Below are 18458 nucleotides of genomic sequence, written 5' to 3' on the forward strand. Positions count from 1 at the left end.
TTACTAATTACGGAGCGGTTTCCCTGTCTCCAGCATGTGACTGATGCGAGCGTAAGTTTTCTCATTCTGCAGGAGATTTAAAAATCTCTCTTTCTCCAGTTTCTGCAGATAGCGCTGATTTACATAAGTGTTGCGCGGTATATCTCCGCCTGATAATACTTCTGCAATCTTCAAGGTAATTTCGTAATCGTGATCACTAATAAAGTTACCGAGACGCTGTGCATCAAGCATTCCTTCTGCCAGCGCTTTAAAGTCACGTCCGAGAGCAATATACTTTCCTTCAGGTTTAGGAATGTAATTCATTTCTGATTCCAGACGTGCTTTATTTAAAGCTGCTTCCACGCGTTTCTCCACATTAAGAATAATTGAATCGGTATCTCTTAAATAACCGTATCTCTTCGCTTCATACGCATTCGTTGAAACTTTTGCCATACCGATATTCGTCAGCACCTCACTCATCGACTGCTGTTTGTCATCGTGTTTATGATTTGTACTTAATATGCGATCCGACATTTCAGCAAGTCCGCCGCCGCTCGGCAAGAGCCCGACACCCGCTTCAACCATGCCGATATATGTTTCACTTGCTGCAACAACAAATGGGGAATGCAGCACTAACTCACAGCCTCCGCCGAGGGCTTTGCCCTGTACAGCCGTTACTATCGGCTTCAGTGAATATTTCATGCGGTTGAAGCTTTTATGAAGTGTATCTATAGCTGGTCCGACTAATTCTTCAACCTGCTTCATTTCATGTGCTTTTTTCATCATATACAGATTGGCTCCAACACTGAAGTTTCTGCCGTCAGCATATAAAACCATACTTGAAAAATCTTCGCTCTCTAAAAGATCGACAGCTTCTATTAAGTCTTTGGCAAAACCGTCAGAAATAATGTTATTGCCGCTCTGCAGTTTTAACAAGAGCTGGTCTGTATTAACTACCGAGAGCCTGGAATCCTCCCGATTCCAGATTTCACTCTCGATAAAATCACTTACCGGTGTTACCCGCTCAATGGTCTCTCCATCTTTATAAAAAGACTCAGTGCGTTTTTCAATCCATTCAGGCAGCTCTCCAAGTTCTTCTTTCATACGATCCTTAACCCGGCTGAAGCCCATCAGGTCCCACAGCTGGAACGGTCCTTTTTTCCAGTTGAATCCCCAGACAAGCGCCCGGTCGATATCTCTGTAATCCGAAGCTGCTTTTGGCACATTTAAGGCTGAATAGTAAAAGTTATTTCTCAAGGTTTTCCATAAAAATAAGCCGGCTTTATCATCAGCATTAAAAATAACATCCATATTTTCTTTTAAATCTTTACTGAATTTACCGAGAATCGGAAATTCAGGTTTTGACTGTTCAACGTAGTCATTCTTTTCCGGATCAAATACGAGTATCTTATTCTTCTCTTTTTTATAAAACCCTTTTTTTGTTTTTCTTCCGAGCGCACTCTGTTCAACAAGCTTCTCGGCTATTTTTGTATCGTTAAAGAACTTCTCCTCACCCGGCACCTGCTGCAGTCCTTTTGTTACTGTCACTGCAATATCAATACCGACGAGGTCACTCAAGCCGTAGGTGCCCGTACTTGGACGTCCAATACTTCTCCCGGTGAGTGCATCCGTATCGGAAATCGATATGCCTTCTTCTTCTGCCCGGTGCATAATATCATTCATCGTCTGTGTACCGACGCGGTTTGCTACAAAACCGGGCACGTCGTTTGCTACCACGACACCTTTGCCGAGTTTGTCTTCTGCAAAGAGCTGAGCTCGTTTTACCGATTCTTCTGCAGTATCCTGAAGCGGAATAATTTCAACCAGCTTCATAATACGCGGCGGATTGAAGAAGTGCATGCCGAAAAATCTTTTCCGCTCATCATCATTGAATACTTTAGCGATATATTCAATCGGAATACCCGATGTGTTTGTTGCAAATAAGGCATTATCTTTTGCAACTTCTTTTACTTTCTTCCAGACACTGTGTTTAATTTCCAGTTCTTCTTTAACCGCTTCGATATAAATATCAGCGTCATCTTCACCTTGTAGATCTTCATCGAAGTTGCCGTATGTTAAATTCGATGCGAAATTTAAGTCAAACAGCTGCGGCCGTTTTTTATCCGTGATTATCTCGTAAGCTTTCTTGGAAATTTTATTAGGATCTTTTTCATCTATTGCTATATCGAGTAATTTTACTTTTAAGCCTGCATTAACGAGCAGGGCAGCAATCTGACTGCCCATTACCCCTCCGCCAAGCACTGTAGCTTTTCTTATCGTCATGAAAAACCCTCCAAATTATTTTATCTTTAACTTATCGGACACTCCTTAAATGAATGCGGAGTCACCGGTTAAGGCTCTGCCGATTACAAGGGCATTGATTTCGTGTGTGCCTTCATACGTGTAAACAGCTTCAGCATCGGAGAAGAATCTCGCTATATCGTACTCTGCCAGAATGCCGTTTCCGCCTGTAATTCCGCGCCCCATTGACACCGACTCGCGCAGTCTTAAGGCATTCATCATTTTCGCAGTGGATGTTGCCACCTCATCGTACTCGCCGTTCTCCTGCATCCGCGCAAGCTGAGCCGACAAGGCCATCGCATGAGACAGGTTCCCCTGCATCATCGCCAGTTTTTCCTGAATCAGCTGATATTTGCTGATTTCTTTGCCGAACTGCTTGCGTTCTGTGACGTAGTCAAGCGTTGCGCGGAGTGCACCGGCCATGGCCCCCGTAGCCATGTAAGATACGCCTGCACGAGTAGAATAAAGTATTTTGGCAATATCTTTAAAACTGTTTATGTTTTGCAATCTGTCCTCTTCTTTAACGACTACATTATTTAAACGAATATTTGTATTCGGAATAATTCTTAGGGCAATTTTGTTCTCGATAATATCGATGTCTACGCCTTCCTGTTCCGGCCTGATAATAAATCCTTTTGGCTTTCCAGTTTCTACATCTACAGCAAAGAGTGGAATGACATCCGAAACATTGGCGCCCCCGATCCATTTTTTTGCACCATTAATCACCCATTCATCACCTTCACGCTTAGCGGTTGTTTCAAGACCTCCTGCAACATCCGAACCGTGATCCGGTTCAGTCAAGGCAAAACATGTTCTCATTTCATGAGACTGCAGTTTAGGAATATAATGTGCAACCTGTTCTTTTGAGCCGCCGAATAAAAAGGCGTTATGGCCGAGCCCTTGATGTACACCAAGCACTGTTACCAGCGATACATCGAAACGCGCCACTGTGTAGGACATAAAGAACTGGAACAGCTGGCTCGGTGTTTTCGCTCCTTCTCGGCCTTCAAATAATAGAGGATTCCTGAAATAATTCAATTTACCCATCTCTTCAAAAAAGTCTTCGGGTACTGTAGCATTCACCCAGTGATCGTTGATTGAATCGCGGTATTTCGATTCCAGCAGCTCGTCCAGCTGTTTTAAAAATTTAACTTCTCCCTCAGTCAATTCTTTCGATACATTCATTAAATCTTCCGGATACAATTCTTTAAGCATCTGCTCTTTTTCTGTCATAATATTTCCCTCCGCTTTATAAGATAACGCTTTCAAATAAAGTTAAAATTTTTATTGGGCTATGCCGTTTTCCTGAGCTTTGTCGTTCATTAAACGCTGGATTTCGAGCCGGTCCGGTTTAGCTGTTGAGTTCAATGGAATTTCTTTCATCTCGAGATAAAGTCTTGGAATCTTGTAGCCTGCAATGCGTTCTCTGATATGCTTGTCCAGTATTTCTTCAAAATTCTCAGTTTCCTCTGCCAGCACTATCGCTGCAGAAACCGACTCCCCATATTCCGGGCTCTCATAGCCGATAACAATTGCTGTTCTGACTATCGGGTGCTCTGACAGTGCCGCTTCAACTTCTGAAGGCAGCACATTTTCCCCGCCGGTAATAATCAGTTCTTTTTTACGGTTGACTATAAATATATCTCCGTCTTCGTCAATCTTCGCAAGATCTCCAGTCAGGAAATAATCGCCGTAGAACGACTCTTTCGTTACATCCGGTTTATTCCAGTAACCCGGAGTCACCTGTTTGCCGCCGACCGCAAGTTCTCCGATTTCACCCGGTGCTACTTCGTTTTTATCTTCATCGAGTAATTTTATATCTGTAAACAATACCGGTTTACCGATACTCATCGGTTTAACTTTGGCATTATCCGACGTATTTACCATAGCGAGCGGCGCTTCCGTTAAACCGTAACCGTTAATCAGCGTGTGTCCCATACTTTCAAATTTTTTCTGAACGGCCGGCAGCGGTGCTGATCCTCCCTGAATGAGATATTCGATATTTTTAAAGCTTTCAAGGTTAAAGTTATCCGCAACGAGCATAGCGTAATACATCGTCGGAATGAGCGATAAATAATCCGGTTCGTATTTCGCCATCAGATCGTTGAGTTCAGCACCGTCGAAGTAGCGGTGCAACACAAGCGTTCCACCTGCCATTAATAACGGTAAGGCGGTGTCGTTTAAACCGTACACGTGGAACATCGGTGTCGACAGAATTGTCGTTTGTTTGGAATGCGTTCTGTATGTTAAGGCTGTATTAATTAGGTTCGTGACAAAGGAATCATAGGTGAACATTACACCTTTAGGCAGTCCTGTCGTTCCGCTCGTATACATTAATGCAGCCAGTTCATCGCTTTTTACATCTGCAGTTTTAAATGGTTTATGATTTTCCGGGTCACAGATTTTATCGTATTCCGGTGAATCGATATCCATATGCAGCAGTCCTTCCGGCGTGCCGGTTAGACTTTCCTTGTGTCTAAGTGAATAAAAAATCATTTTTACGCCTGAATCTGAGATGACACTTTGAATTTCTTTTGGTTTTAAACGCCAGTTCATCGGCATATAAACCGCTCCTGTTTTAAAGCAGGCAAATAATAAGTCGAATATCGATACATCGTTCGGTGCAAAAATACCGACAACGTCTCCTTTTTTAATACCCTGGTCTGTTAAATAATTTGCCAGGTTTTCCGCCCGTGCATTTAAATCCTGAAATGACCATTCCGTCCCTTTTTGCGGGTCTATTACTGCTGCTTTGACTTCATCGTAATCCGATCTTGTTTTAATCCAATCATAATTCATTGACATCTTCCCCTTTGTTAATGATTATTTTCAATTGTCTCTGCTAATTTCCCCCAGGTTTCCTGAAACAGTTCGCTTTTTATTACTTTTAAATCCTTCGATATCTTTGGCTTAAAATCCATTTGCGAAAGAACATCTTTTTCTAGACTGAGGCCCGGAGCAATTTCAATCAATTCCATCCCCTCATCAGTCAGCTGAAAGACAGCGCGCTCAGTAACATAATAGACATCCTGGCCAAGTTCTCTTGAATAATCCGCATTGAAATCCAGACTCTGAACAGTATCGACAAATTTTTTGGAATGCCCTTCTGAATCAATTACCAGTTCATTATCTTTACAGTGCGATTCACTGCCGACGACCATCGTTCCTGAAAAAATCAAAGTTTTAACTGTCTGACTGATATCGATAAAACCGCCGCTGCCGTTCATTCTCTCCCCAAACTTAGAAACGTTCACGTTACCGGCTTTATCTATTTCAGCAAAGCTTAGAAATGCAATATCGAGGCCCCCGTTAAAAATAAAATCCCAAGTCATATCGTGACGCATTCTTGCATCCAGATTATAGTTCATGCCAAAATGATTTCTGCTTCCAATAATCCCCCCGAATATACCGGTATCAATATTCAATTTGACAAGATGATCAGCTTGCTCTTCACGCAGCACATTAGACAGCTCATTGTTAATTCCGTAACCGATGCTGACCGCATGCCCGCGTTTTAAAAACTGTGCCGAACGCCGTAAAATAATTTTTCTCGCGCCGAACTCCAAAAACTTCTCCTTACTTTGCGAAATTCTGTGATGGCCGGATAAAGCGGGATCATAATATGTCTGTATCACCTGCTTATGATATTTTGGATTTTTGTTTATAACGACGTAATCGACAAGCTCCGAAGGAACAAACACATCCCGCGGATTGAAACTCCCCTTTGCAATTATCTCTTTCACCTGGACGATTACTTTGCCGTTATTTTTCTTTGCAGCTGAAGCTGCACTGAAACCTTCACCTAGATGAGACTCATGCGTCATGAAAATGTTGCCATCCTCGTCAGCATATGTCCCTCTCAAAAGTACAATGTTAATCTTCGGAAAATCGTAATGCAGATACTCTTCATTATTAATCTTCATTAAGGATACTAAGTCATCACGACTTGCATCATTCACTTTCCCACCGGAAAGTCTGGGATCCACAACCGTATTTAATCCGATTTTAGTAATGGTCCCCGGTGAAGAAAAAGCCTGATCGCGGTAAGAAATCGCGATGATACCCTGCGGCAGAAAATAAGCTTCAATCTCGTTGTTTTTAACCGCTTCAACAGTAACGGGAGAAGCGACCATAAGACTGGTGATAATTCTTTTAACCATGCCGCGCGAGACAAAAGAATCGAGATCAAAACCATCATCAAAATCGCTGATATCATTCGCGACGACAAAGGTTAAATTATCGAGATTCCCATGCTCATCATGCTGTTCTGCCAAATGCTTTAATACTTCCATCGGCAAGTTTCCTGTAGACAGAGCGGCAATGGAAATGACATCACCGCTTTTTACGATATTCCTTAAATCATCATATGAAATAATCTCCATACTCTATTCTCCCGACCTTGTTATATTCATTTAAAATTTCAACATATGATCCTTTTTTATTTATCCCCTTCACTTTTTCAAATGTACCACCATGCTCAATTTTTGTAAACGGTTTCATTTCATTATTTTTAAAAATTCTCCATTATATAATTTCATACTAACTATTAGTACCAGCTTATATTAATTAGTCTGTAAATACTGATAGCATTGATAATTCAACGTTTTTTACTGTCTTTCTACAAAAAATATTCAGAAAAAATTTATAACTTCAATATGAAATAATTATGACTTGACTTTAATGTAAAAAAATGGCCAAGTACCATAAATTGGTCCGTCCACTTCACATTTTCAACTTATTTAAATTTCATTGCTTACTCCCCTGCTTTCAGAAGAAAATGAAAAATTCAGGTAAACAAAAAACAGACACGTATTAAATACGTATCTGTTTTTGTACTGTTATTAAGATAATATGTAACGGACAGTGAGGGATTTGAACCCTCGAAACGGGGTTGCCGTTTACACGCGTTCCAGGCGTGCGCCTTCAGCCGCTCGGCCAACTGTCCAGAATAAAAAAACAGAAGTGCGATTACACTTCTGAGTATGACCCGTACGGGACTCGAACCCGTGTTACCGCCGTGAAAGGGCGGTGTCTTAACCGCTTGACCAACGGGCCAGACTCCACAGGTAGGACTCGAACCTACGACCGATCGGTTAACAGCCGATAGCTCTACCACTGAGCTACTGTGGAATAATAAGATGGAGCGGGTAGACGGGATCGAACCGACAACATCAGCTTGGAAGGCTGAGGTTATACCATTTAACTATACCCGCGAAGGTAATAAAGTAAATATGGTTCAGGACGGAATCGAACCGCCGACACTGTGAGCTTCAATCACATGCTCTACCAACTGAGCTACTGAACCGTGTTATATAAAATTTTGAATGGCGGTCCCGACGGGAATCGAACCCGCGATCTCCTGCGTGACAGGCAGGCATGTTAACCGCTACACCACGGGACCACTCTTATGTAAAAATATAAAATTGCGGGAGAAGGATTCGAACCTCCGACCTCCGGGTTATGAGCCCGACGAGCTACCACTGCTCCATCCCGCGCTAATATTATTTAACATATATTTAATGTCTGTTATATATACTATAGGTTTCCGCCGGATATTTCAAGTCTTTTTAATCATTTTCATATAACAAATTTACACTTTCTTAATTTTTGAAATCATAAAGTTGAATTGCCATTTTTAGGGTAAGAGTATTATAAATATTTAACAGGAGGGGTCTCATGAATAAGGATGTTAATCAGTCGTACTGGTCTGCTTCGGTTGAACTGCCGAAGTTTCACGAACTTAAAGAGAACACAGATTCAAATGTGCTGGTTGCAGGCGGCGGTATAAGCGGTTTAATGAATGCTTACCAGTTCGCTGTAAAAGGATATGACGTAACTTTAATTGAAGGTAATGAATTAGTCAGCGGCACTACAAAAAATACCACTGCAAGAATAACAGCACAGCAGGGTTTACTTTACAGTCAGCTGAAAAGCCAGAAAGGCGCCGATACTGCTCAATTATATTATGAATCACAAATGAGTGCGATCGAAGAAATTGAGCGTATTGTAACGAAATACAACATAGATTGCGACTTCAAACGGACAGACAGCGTAATTTATGCTGAACATGAAAAATCAGTGAAAGACCTTGAAAAGGAAGAAAAAGTATATAAAGAACTTTCTATTGATGGCTACTTATCAAAAGACCAAAATAATCTTCCATTTGAAACAGCGGGAAGACTCGTTATGAAAAACCAGGCTGAATTCCACCCTCTTAAGTTTCTAAAAGGAATCATCGAAGTGCTGCAGGGCCTTAACGTAACTATATATGAACATACACGTGCTAAAAGTGCTGACGGCAATACCCTTTCAACAGTTGATAATTACAAAATAACTTTTGATTACCTGATTATTGCAACTCACTTTCCATTTCTCGATCTTGAAAACTTCTACTTTAACAGTTTTAAAATCAGTTACGGCTACGGCCTCGTCGCGGAAACATCGACTCCGATACCGGAAAACATCTCGCTCAGCGGTTACGACGGCGCCGGATTGTCAATCAGGAATATCGTGGATAAGAACAATGCCTTGCCTCTCCTCCTGTTCGGCGGTCTCAGCCACGGTTCTTACGAGCAAAAAGATATGGCCAAGCAGCTCGACGAACTGGAGCATTACGCAGGACAGAAAACTGTAAATGAAAAAACCTTATATGCTTACAGAGCACAAGATTTAATGACCGCGGATTCCCTGCCTTTTATCGGTTATTTTAACAAAAAGAATGAAAACTATTTTGTCGCATCAGGATTTAACAAATACGGTATGGCAAATGGTGTTCTGTCTTCGATGATAATCAGCGACTTGGCAGAGGGTAAAAATAATATGTATAAAGAAATGCTCGACCCCGGACGTAAAAAAGGAACTTTACAGCAGTTAAAGCAGCACTTAACAAATCCGGTGCATGTTGCGGAGTCAGAAATAAAAAATTTGGCAGAATCACATCCGGATTTCGATACGCTCGAGCTCGATCAGGGTGAAGGGACTGTTGCAAAAGACGGCCCGGCGAAAAAAGGTGTCTACCGCGACGGCGATATTTATTATGTCGTATCTAACCGATGCACCCACATGGGCTGCAGTTTAAACTGGAACAATGATGATAAAACATGGGATTGTCCCTGCCACGGCTCAAGGTTTAATTACACAGGCAAAGTGATTGAAGGACCGGCAACGGATAATCTGGATACTGATATCAGACCATACAAATAAAAAATAATCCCTCCTCAGGGATTATTTTTTATGATTTTCATAATATACAGTCATTGCCTGCTGCATGAAATCAGCCAGTCCTTCTCCAAATTTATCGATGTTTTGTTTAAACCTTTCATCTTTTGTATACATATCTCCAAGCCCTTTAAACATCTCAGGAGTATACTCCCCTATTTCATTTAAGAATTCATACCATTCGTGAATAAGTGCCTGCGCTTCTTTTGAATCAGCTTTCATATGTCTCACTTTTGATAGTTCAGTATAGATGCTGTTAAACTTCTGTTCAGCGTCTTTTGCACCCATCTTTTTGAGATTCTTTTTTGACTCATCAACAGATTGACTCCCCCACTTTTCTCTTGCCTCATCTTCATACAGATTTTGTGAAAAATCCACACCTTCAAATTTCTCTTCATTTGTCATAGTTATTTCTCCTCTTTCCTCTTTGATTGTCTTGTCTATCAGTTTTACAATACTTTCTAACCTTGCCTGTTCTTTTAAGATTATATCCTTTTGCATTTGAAGCGCTTCTCTTTTAATATAGTGCGGGCTGTCCAGTATATCTTTGATCTGCCTCAGCTTAAAATTCAGCTGCCTGAAAAATAGAATCTGCTGCAGTCTTGATATATCTTCATCCGAGTAGTTGCGGTAGCCGTTCACAGCATCAGTTTCTGGTGTCAGCAATCCAATCGCATCGTAGTGATGCAGCGTTCTGACACTCACGCCTGAAAGCTCAGCCAGTTCTTTAATTTTCATTTCCTCACCTCTTAAATTTGAGTATAAACTATGACACAACGTCAAGGTCAACGCTAATTTTATAATTGTTTTAACAGGGTAAAAACTATAATATAGAAGTAGTATTTACTATAAAAGGATGAGCGATAATGGCATCAGAAAACAACAGGAAGAACAATAAATTTATCCGGCCGAGACATTTGAAAAAACTGGGCCTTCCGGGAATGATTGTAATACTTTTACTATTTATCGGGGTTACAGTATATAATGATAATTTTGCCGGTGAAGATAATGAAGAAGTTTCTGCAGATAACGAGGTAACAGTCGACCAGCATATCGACGGTGATACGACGCGTTTTAATTACAACGGAAATTCCGAAAGCTTCAGATACCTAATTATCAATACGCCGGAAATCGGAAGAAACGGCGAACAGGATGAACCTTATGCAGAAGAAGCGTTCGAAAGAACACAGGAACTATTGGATAATGCTGATACAATAACTGTAGAATTTGATGAAGAAAAACAGGATCACTATGACCGTTATTTAGCTTATGTATATGCCGATGGCGAAATGGTCAATGAAATTCTTGTTAAGGAAGGTCTCGCCACTGCGGAGTATGTACATCCGCCTAATGACAAATACGAAGATTTGCTGAAAGAGGCCGAAGATGAAGCTAAAAGTGAAGGACTCGGAATCTGGTCAGAATAAAAAAGCTGGGAATCCCGAATCGGATTCCCAGTTTTAATTTTTTAAGCTTCTACTTTGCCTTCTGTTTCAATCCAGTTTTGAGACCATTTTTCAATATCCCTTAACACAGGTTCAAGTGACAAACCTTTTTCCGTTAAAGAATACTTGATAACTACAGGCGTTTCTGGAATGACTTCGCGATTGATAAGACCTTCTTGTTCCATACTTTTCAAACGATCCGACAGCACTTTACCGCTGACACCCGTTGCCGCCTGAATTTCTCCGAATCTCGAATTACCGTCCAGCATCTGATAAATAAGCAGCGCAGTCCATCTTTGACTTAATATATTCACCGCTTTTTCAAAGCGGGGGCACATTTCATTTTGAGACATTTATATCACTCCTTGTTAAAATATAATATCACAAAAAAGCATCTAATAAAAGTAAAATCTATTACTTGCTATTACTTGATGAATAATATATACTTAGTTACATAAAGTTACCTAAAAGGAGAATACAATATGACCTTCCATAATGGAAATGCAACTTATGTAGAAAAAGTATCATTAAATATAAAGGATTTAGAACGTTCATTAAAATTCTACACTGAAACAATCGGCTTTCAAGTCCTTAACCAGAACGAAACAAGCGCCGAATTAACTGCTGACGGTGAAAATGTACTGCTTATTTTAAACCAGACAGACAAAGAACGCACCCATCCCCGTTCTGCAGGCTTGTACCACTTTGCCCTCCTTCTCCCTGAAAGAGAAGACCTTGCCTTAATGACAATGCATCTTGCGGCAAAGGAAATACCTTTAGGCTCAGCAGATCATCATGTGAGTGAAGCACTTTATCTGGAAGATCCGGACGGCAACGGAATCGAAATATATAGAGACAGAGAGCCAGAACACTGGATTTGGAATGATAACCAGGTGCATATGGTGACTGAACCGCTGAACGCACAAGATCTTCTTAAAAACAGACCGGACCCCGAGGACTTTAAAGGATTGCCAAAAGATACTATAATGGGACACGTTCATCTTCACGTCAGTGAACTTCAAAAAACTGATGAGTTTTATACAGAAGGACTTGGATTTGAAGTCATCCTGAACTTTGGCGGACAGGCACTATTTATGGGCAGTGAGAAATACCATCACCATATCGCAGCTAACATCTGGAATGGGCTCGGCGCTCCTGCCCCCGAAAAAGGAAGTATCGGTCTCGATTATTATACTGTAGTCTACCCTTCCGATGAAGCTCTGAATGAAGCAGTATCAAGACTTAAAGCCCTCGGTTTTACTGCTGAAAAAGAAGATGGTTATACACTGACAGTGGACCCTTCCGGCAACCACATCAGAATGCAGACACAGAATAGTCACAAATAATTGAAAGAGATTCTCAATTAGGGTTGACTCATTCTCATTAAGATTGTATATTAGTAATTGAAAATGATTATCAGTTAGAAATTAATAGGCCCCCTCTTATTAATAAAAAATCATTTTCAGCTACTTTAATCTATGTTTACACATTTATAAAAGCCATACCCAGACCCAGGGTATGGCTTTTCTTTATTATTTTTATTTGCTACAATTATGTTTACCAACTGAGAAAAGAGGCATTTGTATGAATTTTAAATCGAAAATTGATCTGCCTTTCAGTATAATGATTTTTTTATCAATTGCTGTTATAGCATTAGCTGGGGCTTTTCCATTCTTTTTAGGTGAATCTGCATCCTTTTCAACCATCATTCTGCTTCTTATTGTTATTATCCCAATAATTTTTCTGCTTATACTGATGACTTTTAATACCAGATATATTTTTCATGATGATTATCTGCAGGCAAAGTCATTATTCTTCGGCAGTAAAATTCCTTACAGAGATATTTATAAAGTACATCCGACAGACAATTTTATTTCCGGCTACCGAATTATGACTTCTAAAGACGGTCTTGAAATACATTCGAGAAGTATTGGTTTCGCCAGCGTGAAAATATCACCTGAAAACAAAGATTTATTTATAGAAGAGTTGAAGAAACGTGCACCTCATGCTGATTATCAAAGTAAATAAAAAAAGAGACAGCCTCGGCTGTCTCTTGAAAGTTTTATATTATATCGCAGTGACGTTAGTAGCTTGTGGGCCACGTTGTCCTTCTTCGATTTCAAAGTTAACTTTTTGTCCTTCTTCTAAAGTTTTGTAACCATCAGCTTGGATTGCTGAGAAGTGTACGAATACGTCGTCTCCAGCTTCCTGTTCGATGAATCCAAATCCTTTTTCTGAGTTAAACCATTTTACTGTTCCTTCGTTCATAGAAAAAACCTCCTAGTGCTTTTGCACTTAAATATTTGCAATTGTTAATGTAAAAATTTTAAGAGTTTTTCAAACGAATGAAACAATTAAAATATTTGTTGATTAAGAACTACCTTTTATATAATACAGTGCTTTTGTGTAAATGTCAACTATTTATAAGAATCTTTTTTATTTATCCTTAAAACTTACTCCAGCTCTTCCGGATGAATGAATCCTCTGTCTCTTTTCAAAGTTTCTTCGATGCCTTTAACAACCGCTTCCACATCTTCCGGCTTAAATAAATCCATCTTATCGATATCAATTACATAGACAGGAGATATTTCCTTGTTTTTGTATTCAGTGATAAATTCATTTTCATACAGATTGTAAAGATCCTGATAATATTTATATAAACCGGGATTGCCTTCAATCTGCTCGAAGTCTCTGCCCCGTCTTTTAATTCTTTTCATAACTTCATCAAATGAACCGTGGACCATGACCATCAAATCCGGTGATTTTTTGAACAGCACCTGCTGTTTATATAAATCATTAAGTTCTTCCATCATATTCTCGTGTAAATCGAGGTAGGTTTCATATTCCGCTTCATCCATCGAGCCGTTTTCATACTGCAGTCTCGCAAAGATCATCGCATCTTCATAAATGGAACGATCTAAAACAGAATTGGGGTGAGCCATTGCTTTCTTAATTGCTTTGAATCTGTGATTCAGAAAGAATACCTGCAGATGGAAGCTGTATCTTTCCGGGTCTTCGTAGTATTTCGCCAGAAAGGGATTGCCGTCTACTTTTTCTTCCAGCAGTTCGACTTCAAAATGTCTCGCTATAACTTTCCCCCACTCTGTCTTCCCTGCGCCAATTGTTCCTGCTAATGTAATCAATTTACCTTCACCTTTTCCATGGTTCATTTTCTTCACCAAATTTATATTTTTTTCTTAAACTTATGTAAATAATATTTTCTATACAGAATTAAATTTAAGCCTTCATTATTTTAACAGAAAACTAATATAAAAGTAGTGACGGATTTCAGAAATTATGTTCAGGCATTAAACTTTCAGCTGGATAAGCTTTCATAATACACTTATCTTACTATGAAGAAAGGGGTAAGAGTTATATGAAACCCTATTACAGCGATGTATTCCAATTCAGAGGCAGTCATTACGATTTCGGATACTTCCAGGGAGAACAGCTGAGAGATTCTCCTATTTTACCAAATCGGGAACGTCAATGGCGCCCGAGAGAGAAACGCCACTTTATCGTTAATACTGAAACGTCTATAAAGTTTTTAAAAGAGTTTGCACCCCAAATACTGGATGAAATTCGCGGACTCGCTGATGCCCTGTCCCTCGATATAAAAGAAGCATTAAAAAAGTTCGGCGGCTATTATTTGGAACTGACACGGAGCGGCTGTTCGATTTTTGCAGGCAATGATTTTTTCGTACGAAATTACGACAGCCATCCCCGTGGATATGAAGGCAGATATATTTTTTATCAGCCTACAGACAGAGGCTATGCTTTTATGGGACCGACTATGCAAATAACCGGACGGATTGACGGCATGAATGAAAAAGGTCTCGTTATCGGTTATAACTTCACCCATACTAAAAAATCCGGGGACGGCTTTATGTGCAGCATGATTGCTAGACTGATTTTAGAGACTTGTGCTGATACCAGTGAGGCAGCCGCTCTCTTGAAAGAAATCCCCCATCGCCATTCCTTCAGCTACGTTGTACAGGATAAAAGAAACATTCCTTACGTAATAGAAGCATCACCGAGAAATGTCGCTATCAGGCAGTCTAACGTCTGCACGAATCACTTCCATATGCTACACGAAGAAAACCGCTACAGACAGGAAGAATCCCTCCAGCGTGAGAGAAATATTATAGACAAGCAGGAAAAGACAAACAGCGCATATGAAGCTTTTAAAATCATGAACAGTTTTAATGAAGGCATTGCCTCAACTAAGTACGATGCTTCCGCTGGAACGATTCATACGTCTGTCTATCTGCCGAAAGAGTTAAAAGCGCTGTTTGTTATCGGATTGGACAGAAAACCGGTGATTTTTGATTTTAAGCAATGGCTGCACGGAAAAGATATTAATATTACGAAAATTAAAGGGGAACTCGACTTCGGCAAACCTTTTGTTAATATGGAATGAGCTGGAATTTCAGTTAATTAACTAATTTAAAACGGGCTGGTGATTCCCTTTGTCTGAAGAACTGCTGATTTTATTTTTAATCGTAATCGTTGCTTCATCTCTGCAGACGAGTACCGGATATGGATTTTCAATCGTCGGCACACCCTTTCTGCTGCTCGTGTTTCCATTCCACGAAGCAATTCAGATTAACATCATACTTTCAATCTGTTTATCGGCTGTAATGATTTACAGCACAAGAAATGAAATTGATTTCACGCTGCTTAAGAGGCTTGTTTACGGCAGTCCAGCAGGTCTCCTTGCTGGCATTTTTGTCTACCTGTTTATGGACACAGCACTGATTAAATTCGGCGTTGGAATTATCGTACTGATATTAACTATGCTTTTAATCAGCAATCTTACTGTAAAGAGAACAGGATTCAAAGATACGGCAGCAGGCGGTCTGTCAGGTCTTCTGACTACAAGCATCGGTGTGCCGGGACCTCCGCTGCTCCTGTACTTTTCTGGTGCGCGGATAGACAAAACTGTGCTGCGCAGCACAACGCTCGACTTCTATTTATTTGTCTATACCATCAGTTTGATTATGCAGATAACATTCGGTGAAACAAATTCGGAAATATGGATATCATCCGCCCTTGCCTTGCCGGCCCTTTTCATAGGTGTAGCCCTCGGGCGGCTGGTATTTAAAAAGATTACCCAGAAGGTATTTTTAAATATTACTTATGTAATTTTGATATTTACAGGAATATATTTAGTAATAACGAGTATTTGAATTAATGAATCTAAAATTAACTTTTCACATTTATATGAAATAATTTCTATTTTTTGGTTTGAAGTATTTTCCCGAGGGAATTATTTAGTATGTCTCAATACGGGAGGATACTATGAAAGCATTAGATAATATTGCTCTGATCCTTTTAATCGTTGGCGGATTGAACTGGCTGCTGGTTGGACTTTTCGAGTTTGATTTAGTAGCAACGATTTTCGGCGGACAAGATGAATTGCTGTCTAAAATCGTGTATGTACTGGTAGGACTTTCAGCCTTGTACAGCCTTAAGTTCTTAGGTTTAATCAACGCACCCAGAGTAGACCGAGTAGACAGAACAGATAGAACAGACAGAAGAAATGTATAATATACAGCCGCCTCTTTCAGGCGGTTTTTTATTTTTACATATGCGAAGTGCAAAACTTCAATTTTTAATAGTGTAGAAAAACATAAAAGTATTAAAAAGCTAAGATGAGATGTTGATGATTAAGCTCTTATACAGCATGATAAAAGTATGGGAAGCTATTAAAGACAGGCAGGTGTAATTATTGAAGAAAAATATTTTGTTTGGAAGTATTATCGCTCTACTCTTCCTTACCGCATGCGGAGCATTCGACCGCGGCGAATCAGGAGAAGTTGAAGCTGAAGCAGTTGAAGAAAATCTCAATATTGGAGAAACATCAACAATCGACGGCATCTCTCTTACTGTGGACGATGCATATTACGCTGATAAAATAAACCGTTCGGCAAACACCAACCCGGATGCTATATTAATCGTCGATCTGACGGTTGAAAACAATTCGGGCAAAGACTATTCTCTCGGAGTCGATATCGACTTGTACGTGGATGGTGTTAAAACTAATACATACCCAGTTGAGAAGTTAATGAGCCGGGTGGCAGACGGCGAAACCGCGAGCGGTCAGCGGGCTTTTGAAATAAAGGGAGAACCATCGGAGTTTGAGCTGGAATTTTCACCTTCCAAGAGATTAAAAAGCGAAAAAGTAAGATATACAATTGAACCTGAATAGATAGAAAAAACCGCCCTCTGCTTTATAAAACAGAGGGCGGTTTTTATGAAATAATATTTATCACTTTATAAATTAAGAACATTATTCTATCTTGCTTAAAAATTAAGCATCTCCGAGGTCGAAGGGAATTACCTTCTCTTCCCAGGCTGCTTTATTTTCATTAATATAAATAATTAAGTCTTCGGGACTTTCAAAGATATGTACAGCTTCGTTACCGCTGTGTGTCGACAGTTCTGTAAACTTATAACCCTTTAACGGCCGCTTGGTAATAGTATACTCACTGCGTCCTGTTGTGAAAGTCAATGTCGTTTCAGTCGATACTACAATATCCCAATGCTCTGACTTAACTGTCTCAATCAGCTTCTTTATCTCAATCACTCCATTCTTCTTAAAATATTATACTATGTATTTTAAATTTAAGGTATTAAAAAAGCTAAATCTCTATAGGGGTTGAACTTATGTAATCGGAGATGGAGAACATTTCAAATACTGCTTTATATTGGTCTTTAGAATTTTTTAAAACGATTATATATAATCCACTACGAAATGGATTGTTATAATGTATTTTGGCGGACGTTGATTAGTACCAGAATAATGAAGCTCGTCAAAAAACAAGTCATGATGTGCCCCTATTTAGTATACTTTTAGAGATTTCTTATTGATATAATAACACTCGACTATTATGCAGGAGGAGTATATATGAACGCTATTGAATTCCAAGATTGGGTAGAAAAATATTATAAAAGCAGAGGATGGTCTGATTTAGATATTTTTGTGCGAATCGGTTTTCTTGCTGAGGAAACCGGAGAGGTCGCCAGAGCCATTCGTGCTTTGGAAATAGGTCGAGACAGACCCGATGAAGAACCTGAATCATACATCGAAAATAGAAATGAATTAATAGGAGAACTTGGGGATGTTCTCGGAAACGTTTCTGTAATCGCAAATAAATACGATATATCTCTGGAAGAAGTGTTTAAAGCTCATACCGACAAGTTAAATGCTAGATATCCAATTGATTAAATTATGTTCGATTTAAGATGTGTTTTATCAGCATTAGAAATACTCATACAAAAAAGCTCAACCCCTCTTGGGATTGAGCTTATATAAACGGAGATGGAGAGATTTGAACTCTCGCGCCGCGCAATGCGACCTATGCCCTTAGCAGGGGCACCTCTTCAGCCACTTGAGTACATCTCCATATGGCTCCACAGGTAGGACTCGAACCTACGACCGATCGGTTAACAGCCGATAGCTCTACCACTGAGCTACTGTGGAATAGTATGTATGTTTCAATCGAACATTAT

The 18458-nt window shown here is 39.8% G+C and carries 18 protein-coding genes and 9 tRNA genes; 9 read left to right on the forward strand and 18 right to left on the reverse strand.

Annotated elements, in window-relative coordinates; genetic code table 11:
* Positions 1–3: 3 nt before the first annotated feature.
* The 11 genes from IR135_RS09570 to IR135_RS09620 all read right to left on the reverse strand — a co-directional run bounded on the left by IR135_RS09570 (position 4) and on the right by IR135_RS09620 (position 7775).
* The gene (locus tag IR135_RS09570; RefSeq protein ID WP_135098947.1) at positions 4–2262 is read right to left on the reverse strand and encodes a 3-hydroxyacyl-CoA dehydrogenase NAD-binding domain-containing protein; all 2259 of its coding nucleotides are present in this window, start codon (positions 2260–2262) and stop codon (positions 4–6) included.
* Positions 2263–2307: 45 nt separating this feature from the next.
* Positions 2308–3513: an acyl-CoA dehydrogenase family protein gene (locus tag IR135_RS09575; RefSeq protein WP_135098949.1), complete on the reverse strand. Its 1206-nt coding sequence runs from the start codon at positions 3511–3513 to the stop codon at positions 2308–2310.
* Between the two features lie 51 nt (positions 3514–3564).
* Positions 3565–5079 (reverse strand): class I adenylate-forming enzyme family protein, encoded by a 1515-nt coding sequence (locus IR135_RS09580; RefSeq protein WP_135098951.1) that lies wholly within the window; start codon positions 5077–5079, stop codon positions 3565–3567.
* Between the two features lie 17 nt (positions 5080–5096).
* Entirely contained in the window at positions 5097–6662 is a 1566-nt protein-coding gene (locus IR135_RS09585; protein ID WP_135098953.1) for an acyl CoA:acetate/3-ketoacid CoA transferase, read from the reverse strand.
* A gap of 475 nt (positions 6663–7137) precedes the next feature.
* Positions 7138–7225, reverse strand: a tRNA-Ser gene (locus tag IR135_RS09590).
* A gap of 38 nt (positions 7226–7263) precedes the next feature.
* Positions 7264–7335 (reverse strand) — tRNA-Glu (locus IR135_RS09595).
* 3 nt (positions 7336–7338) lie between these two features.
* Positions 7339–7410: transfer RNA gene (locus IR135_RS09600), tRNA-Asn, on the reverse strand.
* A 9-nt stretch (positions 7411–7419) separates the two neighbouring features.
* Positions 7420–7493: transfer RNA gene (locus tag IR135_RS09605), tRNA-Gly, on the reverse strand.
* Positions 7494–7512: 19 nt separating this feature from the next.
* Positions 7513–7585: transfer RNA gene (locus IR135_RS09610), tRNA-Phe, on the reverse strand.
* Between the two features lie 20 nt (positions 7586–7605).
* Positions 7606–7681 (reverse strand) — tRNA-Asp (locus tag IR135_RS09615).
* Positions 7682–7703: 22 nt separating this feature from the next.
* Positions 7704–7775 (reverse strand) — tRNA-Met (locus IR135_RS09620).
* A 181-nt stretch (positions 7776–7956) separates the two neighbouring features.
* Between IR135_RS09620 and IR135_RS09625 the strand changes: the two genes are divergently transcribed.
* The gene (locus IR135_RS09625; protein WP_135098955.1) at positions 7957–9483 is read left to right on the forward strand and encodes an FAD-dependent oxidoreductase; all 1527 of its coding nucleotides are present in this window, start codon (positions 7957–7959) and stop codon (positions 9481–9483) included.
* Between the two features lie 21 nt (positions 9484–9504).
* Here IR135_RS09625 and IR135_RS09630 read toward each other — a convergent pair whose 3' ends face one another.
* Complete coding sequence (locus IR135_RS09630) at positions 9505–10236, reverse strand: MerR family transcriptional regulator (protein ID WP_135098957.1); 732 nt, start codon at positions 10234–10236, stop codon at positions 9505–9507.
* Positions 10237–10364: 128 nt separating this feature from the next.
* Between IR135_RS09630 and IR135_RS09635 the strand changes: the two genes are divergently transcribed.
* Positions 10365–10925, forward strand: coding sequence for a thermonuclease family protein (locus IR135_RS09635; RefSeq protein ID WP_135098959.1), 561 nt, complete (start codon positions 10365–10367; stop codon positions 10923–10925).
* A gap of 41 nt (positions 10926–10966) precedes the next feature.
* On the opposite strand, the gene IR135_RS09640 is transcribed toward IR135_RS09635, so the two are convergent.
* Positions 10967–11296, reverse strand: a complete 330-nt coding sequence (locus IR135_RS09640) for a winged helix-turn-helix transcriptional regulator (protein WP_135098961.1) — start codon at positions 11294–11296, stop codon at positions 10967–10969.
* A 129-nt stretch (positions 11297–11425) separates the two neighbouring features.
* Here IR135_RS09640 and IR135_RS09645 point away from each other — a divergent pair, with 129 nt between their 5' ends.
* Together IR135_RS09645 and IR135_RS09650 are read left to right on the forward strand one after the other, a co-directional pair.
* The gene (locus IR135_RS09645; RefSeq protein ID WP_135098963.1) at positions 11426–12289 is read left to right on the forward strand and encodes a VOC family protein; all 864 of its coding nucleotides are present in this window, start codon (positions 11426–11428) and stop codon (positions 12287–12289) included.
* Positions 12290–12527: 238 nt separating this feature from the next.
* Entirely contained in the window at positions 12528–12971 is a 444-nt protein-coding gene (locus tag IR135_RS09650) for a PH domain-containing protein (RefSeq protein ID WP_167753407.1), read from the forward strand.
* 39 nt (positions 12972–13010) lie between these two features.
* On the opposite strand, the gene IR135_RS09655 is transcribed toward IR135_RS09650, so the two are convergent.
* Both IR135_RS09655 and IR135_RS09660 read right to left on the reverse strand, forming a co-directional pair.
* Complete coding sequence (locus tag IR135_RS09655) at positions 13011–13211, reverse strand: cold-shock protein (protein WP_115884025.1); 201 nt, start codon at positions 13209–13211, stop codon at positions 13011–13013.
* A gap of 185 nt (positions 13212–13396) precedes the next feature.
* Positions 13397–14113, reverse strand: a complete 717-nt coding sequence (locus IR135_RS09660) for a deoxynucleoside kinase (RefSeq protein WP_135098967.1) — start codon at positions 14111–14113, stop codon at positions 13397–13399.
* Positions 14114–14319: 206 nt separating this feature from the next.
* On the opposite strand from IR135_RS09660, the gene IR135_RS09665 reads away from it, so the two are divergent.
* The 4 genes from IR135_RS09665 (at position 14320) to IR135_RS09680 (ending at position 17154) form a co-directional block, all read left to right on the forward strand.
* A complete protein-coding gene (locus IR135_RS09665) occupies positions 14320–15363 on the forward strand; it encodes a C45 family autoproteolytic acyltransferase/hydolase (protein WP_135098969.1) in 1044 nt (347 codons plus the stop codon).
* A gap of 49 nt (positions 15364–15412) precedes the next feature.
* Entirely contained in the window at positions 15413–16132 is a 720-nt protein-coding gene (locus tag IR135_RS09670; RefSeq protein ID WP_135098971.1) for a sulfite exporter TauE/SafE family protein, read from the forward strand.
* Positions 16133–16244: 112 nt separating this feature from the next.
* A complete protein-coding gene (locus tag IR135_RS09675) occupies positions 16245–16493 on the forward strand; it encodes a DUF378 domain-containing protein (RefSeq protein ID WP_135098973.1) in 249 nt (82 codons plus the stop codon).
* A gap of 181 nt (positions 16494–16674) precedes the next feature.
* Positions 16675–17154 (forward strand): DUF4352 domain-containing protein, encoded by a 480-nt coding sequence (locus IR135_RS09680; RefSeq protein WP_135098975.1) that lies wholly within the window; start codon positions 16675–16677, stop codon positions 17152–17154.
* 102 nt (positions 17155–17256) lie between these two features.
* Here the strand turns inward: IR135_RS09680 and IR135_RS09685 are convergent, their stop codons facing one another.
* A complete protein-coding gene (locus IR135_RS09685) occupies positions 17257–17532 on the reverse strand; it encodes a hypothetical protein (protein ID WP_135098977.1) in 276 nt (91 codons plus the stop codon).
* A gap of 321 nt (positions 17533–17853) precedes the next feature.
* Here IR135_RS09685 and IR135_RS09690 point away from each other — a divergent pair, with 321 nt between their 5' ends.
* The gene (locus IR135_RS09690) at positions 17854–18174 is read left to right on the forward strand and encodes a MazG nucleotide pyrophosphohydrolase domain-containing protein (RefSeq protein WP_135098979.1); all 321 of its coding nucleotides are present in this window, start codon (positions 17854–17856) and stop codon (positions 18172–18174) included.
* Between the two features lie 88 nt (positions 18175–18262).
* Here IR135_RS09690 and IR135_RS09695 read toward each other — a convergent pair.
* Positions 18263–18351: transfer RNA gene (locus IR135_RS09695), tRNA-Ser, on the reverse strand.
* A 3-nt stretch (positions 18352–18354) separates the two neighbouring features.
* Positions 18355–18429: transfer RNA gene (locus IR135_RS09700), tRNA-Asn, on the reverse strand.
* Between the last annotated feature and the right edge of the window lie 29 nt (positions 18430–18458).

It is taken from the genome of Jeotgalicoccus nanhaiensis (assembly GCF_015235105.1).
Classification (GTDB): domain Bacteria; phylum Bacillota; class Bacilli; order Staphylococcales; family Salinicoccaceae; genus Jeotgalicoccus; species Jeotgalicoccus nanhaiensis.